This window comes from Wolbachia endosymbiont of Pentidionis agamae (assembly GCF_036711655.1).
Taxonomy (GTDB): Bacteria; Pseudomonadota; Alphaproteobacteria; order Rickettsiales; family Anaplasmataceae; genus JAZHPY01.
The window spans coordinates 1-5348 of the sequence record NZ_JAZHPY010000073.1; the positions used below are offsets into that span (position 1 = coordinate 1).

Below are 5348 nucleotides of genomic sequence, written 5' to 3' on the forward strand. Positions count from 1 at the left end.
TAAATTTTGATTCTGGTTATGAAAGTGGTGGAAGTGGGGTCGATGGTAGTAATGTACTGAGGTTTCCATTAGATGGTTTGTTTAGTTTATTAAAAGCTCCTAATGATGATGGTCAAGAAGGGAAGAAGGCACAATCAGGTTATCAAACATGTATGGATTTTATAAGAACAAGCTTTATTATAAATAAACAAAGAATAAAATCTGAAGATGTCAGTGACTTACTTAACAAATAATCTCAACAGATTATAGGCACAGTTGGCTTGTCTGACCTTAATCAAAGTTCAAAAGATTACAGTAATATTGCAAGACAAGTATTTGTTGGAATATTTAGACAAGCATGCTTTCAATCAAATGAAGGGCATTTGATTATACCAAAAAATTCTTTGCTCGAGTAGTTGATAATAAATTGTAATCAATTGGGTTATAAACGTGCTTTAGAAATGCAATTAGGGCCTATATTTTTAAATAATCAAATGCTTTTTTCTCATAAAAATAAAAAAGTAAGTATTGAATGCAAAGAACAAAATTGCATAGACTTTTTATATAGTGCAGATATCGGCGTACATGAAACAAATCATGATGAAAATTTGAAAGAAGGAGAAAATAAGGTTATAAGATCTAAACTCAAGTTTATAATCGAGCTTGATGATAATGGTAAACTTGTGTACAAGAAAGGTCAAATGTTGTAGAAGTACTGATTGAGTACAGAGCAGATGTTAATAAATTAAGTGATATTGGTACTCCTTTGTGTTGTGCTGTTGCAAGCTTACCAATAACTAAATTGCTTTTAGAAAATGGCGCTGATCCTTGGAGCAAAAACCATTTTGGTGCTACTCCGCTTTATATCGCTATAGAGGGAGGCTATTATGATACGGCACTTGTGTTGATTAATGCTGTTGAAGAAGAAAGGAGAAAAGAATATATGAATGTATATAATAACAGTGGATATACTCCTTTACATATTATAGCTCTCTCATCTAAAATAAGCAAAAATCAAGAAAAGCTGATAGAACTCCTTATAAAAAGTGGTGTTAATCTAACTTTAAAGCCAATTGATCAATCAAAAGATCCTTTCTTTAATACAAAAAGTGTGATGGAGTTTGCAGAAGAATGTGGTAACACAGAGTTTGTGCGATGCGTAAAATCACTTCAATTGATAGAAGCTGCTAAACGAAATGACTTAGAAGAAATGAAACAACTTTTACAACAAGGAGCAGATGCACAGTTTCAAAATATAAACCGTGAAACAGCTCTGCACCATGTAATTAATCCTGATGTGGTTTCTACTTTAATAAATTCTGTATCCAAAAAGGAAAGAAAGTCTACGTCAATGCACAAGATAGAAATGGGAATACCGTGTTACATAATTTAGCTCGCTATGTACCAAAAGCAGAAGAAGACATTGACAAATATAAAAAAACTATGGGAACCTTGCTTAAAGAAGGTGCAGATTTATATATTCTCAATTTTGAGAATAAAAATCCTCTTTATATTGCACAAAATAGTAATAACACATGGTTTGGAGGTTGTGTAGGTTTATTTGAAGCAGAGCAATTGAAGAAAAAGAAGAAAAGCAGACAACATTTTACTATGAAATTAACGATTTTTTCATCGTTAGGTACAGGTATGGGCTGTGCGATTATTGTAGCATGTTTTGTAACACCTACTGTTGGAATGATTACTGTTGCATCAGTTGGTGGAATACTTGTTGGTGCATTGCTTGGTGCTATAGTGGGCTATGGAATTATGAAATTTCATAAAAAAGAAAATGAGAGAAAAAGTGAAAATCCATGCACATTGCACACGATTAAAGTAAGTGAAGAATTTAAAAGCAGAGAAGAAGCAAAAGCTTGAAATTATCTAAACAATACAATCATTAAAGGTTAGAAACTGCTGAATTTGTATTTAATTTTGTATTTAATAAAGTTTTATTCTATATAGTTATGTTAGTGTTATCGACTTAAAGCGAATACTTATCTACTTTAGTGTCCCCTATCTGGGATTGTAAAAACCCCTAGCCTTGAGGCGAAGATAATAGTCGTATATAGCGACGTTATTGGAACACTCTAAGTACGATGGTATGGATTCAAATACCGTAAAATTGTTTTACTTGGCAATGCTGCTAGTCAGGACCAGAGAGTTGTTAAGCTATGGAAAATGAGATATCTCTGGTAAAGTTGCAGATCATGTTCATTTCATACAGGCCACAGAGGAGTAGTCAGCAAAGCTTTTAAAAAGCTCGTTTACTCATACAAGATTTTTGTGCAAACAATTTTGTGGAAGACATCTATGGGCAGAGGGTATTTAGCTTTGACAGATGAGGCAATACAAGAATATATCAGGAAGGTGAACTACTTCATCAAATTGATTAAAATTTAACCCTTCACCTTATAGGTGATGATTGTTGAGTTATTAGACCTTTACATAACCATACTAAAGGTTGTAATCTACTAGAAAATAATATGAGAGGGGTGATGAGGTTTAAAAAAATAAGCAGGTTGGAAGGCAAAGGATTTCGCCGATTAACTTGAAAAACTCAACTAACATTCAAGAGAATGACCGAGATTTTAATTGCTGCAGAAGCTAAAAGAAGGTCAAAGAGGAAACCATATTGATGGAAGACCGCTTCTGATGGCACTGGAATATTTGAGGAAATATCGGATATAATTACGCAAAGCTACTAGGTGAGCGAAAATGCCTGCTATCGTAACATTCGATTGAGTAGAATACGGATTTTATGTTGTCAGAGCGAAAAGAGCTCTTACATGGAATTTGATGCAACACAGAGATTTCCGTGGAAAGACCCAAGCAGAAAAGATTTTATTCAGGAAAAAGCATAGCATACAAATAATCGTAGAAAAACAGAGCAGTTTATACAACTTTTTCGAACGGTAAACGGCATGATTTTCGAATTTTCAAAGAATCAAAAATTCATACTTTAAAGGTTTTGGCAGATATAGAGATTTGCAAAAAATTCATGAAAGACGGAAAAGGAATAAAGAAAAAAGGAAAAGAGCTTGCGAGTCAAAGAGTAGTAGTAGAAAATGTGATTGGCTTATTAAAAAGATTTAAAATTATAGCAGATAAATACTGAATAGACGAAAATGTTTTGCTTTAAGGTTCAATTTAATAGCTGGAATTTACAATCTGGATATGAGTTATGTAAGAGCCTGTTTAGAATCTTGGATAAATGAGGTAAAGTAGACATAGATTTAAAAAGAGGTATATCTATGCGAAAAAGTTATCCAAGCAACATAAGTCAAGAACAATTTGAAAAAATCAGACTAATACTGGAGAGTAGCAGAAAAAAACAAAACCAAGAAAGCTTACGAAGTATTTTGTGGAGTATTATACATACTGAAAAGTGGTTGCCAGTGGAGAAGGGATTTTCCAAGATGAGAAAACATACTGGAATAAAAAAATGCAGAAGAACCAAGTCTGCTGCAATTGGTCTTAAAAAAACTAGTTGGAAAGAACAGTGGTCGGAAAGAGCAAACCAGTTTCTGTATAATTGATTCTCAAAAATACAGATACTGCTGAAAAGAAAGGCTATGATGCTGGTAAAAAGATTTCTGGTATAAAACGCAGTTGATACGCAAGGTTTACCACACGCAATTCATGTAACAACTGCAGAAGCAACAGATCGCAGCAGTGCTGTGCAAATGGTTGCAAATGCTAGGGAAAACCTATAAAAACATATTATTTGATGCTTGTTATACTGGCAAAAATTTCGCAACTCAAATAAAAGCTACTATTGGTGCTACTGTTGAGGTAGTTAAGCGCAGTGAACTGCATTCTTTTGTTATATTGCCAAAAAGATGGGTTGTTGAGCGTTCTTTTGCTTGGTTAGAAAAGTGTAGATAACTGTGGAAAAATTACGAACGGAAGCTAGCCTACAGATGATCATTATCTCTTCTTATTTCTCTCTTGTTACGAAGATTCTAAACAGGCTCTAAGAGGTCTAATATAAAAACACTATTAGAATAAAAATTCTAATCTTTTAAATTTCCAAGACCCGCTTTACCAAACGTTGATTACAAAATACTATCTAGGTTATAGCGGTTGATAATTTTTTTGTAAATTTTCAACACATATTCTCTGATAGATATTTATATAAAATATCAATTCCTTCATTAATTTCCTTTTCAGTAATAATAAGTGGAGGTAAAATTCTCACTACTTGGTCTGATGTTGTGCCCATTGTAAGTAATCCGCGACTGCTTAACTCTTGCGCAAAGATTTGATTATCCATTTTAACTTTTATACCAAGCATCAATCCTTCCCCTCTTACTTCTTCTATTTCTGAAAATTCACTGGCTAACATCTGCAGTTTTTGTTTTAGATACTGACCTCTGACTTGTACTCTTTTTAAGAAACCCTCAGCAAGTAACAAATCAAGTACACAATTTCCTATTGAGGTTGCAAGCGGATTTCCTCCAAAAGTAGAACCATGCATTCCAAGAGAAATATATTGAGCAGCTTTCTCTGTTGCAAGACATACACCAAGAGGAAATCCACCTCCTATTCCTTTTGCAAGAGCACAAATGTCAGGTTCAATTCCTATATTCTCATATGCAAATAGCTTACCTGTTCTACCTGCACCACATTGTACGCAGTCAAAAAATAGTAATATATCATGTGCATAACATAATTGTCTTAAGTCCTTTAAAAACTTTCCATCTATAACTTTAATCCCTCCTTGTCCTTGTATTGGTTCTATAAGAACCACACCTATATTATTATTTAGAATTGCCTTCTTTACACTTTCTATATTTAAATCTACATTATCAAACCAATCTATGTAAGGGTTTAACAGTTCTGAAAACTTTCTTTTATCATTTGCAGCAGAAGTCATAAAAGTTCTACCATGAAATGCACCATAGAATGTCAAAGTTCTATAGTGATTTTTTTTACCTTTACCATTTTGGTAAGTTCTAGCTATTTTTAGACCACATTCTACTGCTTCTGATCCAGAATTAGCAAAAAAAACAGTATCAGCAAAGCTATTGTCTATAAGCTTTTTTGCAAAAAAGTCTGCAGAAGGTATAGCATAAGCATTTGATATGTGCCATAATTTTTCGTTTTGCTGTTTTAAAGTATTGATCAAGTGTGTATTAGCATGACCGAAGCTGTTGACTCCTATTCCAGAGTGAAAATCTATATAACGTTTACCAGAGGTATCATATAAATAAATACCTTGTCCATGAGAAAAACTGATGTTAATTGATGCGTAGACTGGTAGGGTAGGAGATATTGCCATAACGTATATATAAAAACTTAATTATTCATAACATAATATTATTATTTTATAATTGATATGTATATATAATGAATCAACATAAAAATAC

The 5348-nt window shown here is 33.0% G+C and carries 5 protein-coding genes and 2 pseudogenes; 6 read left to right on the forward strand and 1 reads right to left on the reverse strand.

Features of this window, described 5'->3' with window-relative positions; all coding sequences use genetic code 11:
- From V6U76_RS04335 to V6U76_RS04360, 6 genes and pseudogenes are all read left to right on the forward strand, one after another.
- Positions 1-233, forward strand: a 233-nt coding sequence (locus tag V6U76_RS04335; protein WP_333023837.1) for a hypothetical protein, incomplete at its 5' end; no start/stop codon positions are given.
- A 162-nt stretch (positions 234-395) separates the two neighbouring features.
- Positions 396-689 (forward strand): hypothetical protein, encoded by a 294-nt coding sequence (locus V6U76_RS04340; protein WP_333023839.1) that lies wholly within the window; start codon positions 396-398, stop codon positions 687-689.
- Between the two features lie 56 nt (positions 690-745).
- On the forward strand, positions 746-1372 hold the full coding sequence (locus V6U76_RS04345) for an ankyrin repeat domain-containing protein (protein WP_333023840.1): 627 nt from the start codon (positions 746-748) through the stop codon (positions 1370-1372).
- Complete coding sequence (locus V6U76_RS04350) at positions 1357-1854, forward strand: hypothetical protein (protein WP_333023842.1); 498 nt, start codon at positions 1357-1359, stop codon at positions 1852-1854. Before V6U76_RS04345 ends, V6U76_RS04350 begins: the two co-directional genes overlap by 16 nt.
- Before the next feature lie 1003 nt (positions 1855-2857).
- A pseudogene (locus V6U76_RS05610) lies at positions 2858-3204 on the forward strand (hypothetical protein); the annotation flags it as partial.
- Positions 3205-3230: 26 nt separating this feature from the next.
- A pseudogene (locus tag V6U76_RS04360) lies at positions 3231-3861 on the forward strand (IS5 family transposase); the annotation flags it as partial.
- 223 nt (positions 3862-4084) lie between these two features.
- On the opposite strand, the gene V6U76_RS04365 reads toward V6U76_RS04360, so the two are convergent.
- Positions 4085-5260: an aspartate aminotransferase family protein gene (locus V6U76_RS04365; RefSeq protein WP_333023844.1), complete on the reverse strand. Its 1176-nt coding sequence runs from the start codon at positions 5258-5260 to the stop codon at positions 4085-4087.
- Positions 5261-5348 lie beyond the last annotated feature (88 nt).

What these genes read in the sequence shown, in the direction of transcription:
- V6U76_RS04365 (WP_333023844.1), bottom strand. Translation starts at nt 5,260, where the DNA reads ATGGCAATATCTCCTACCCTACCAGTCTACGCATCAATTAACATCAGT.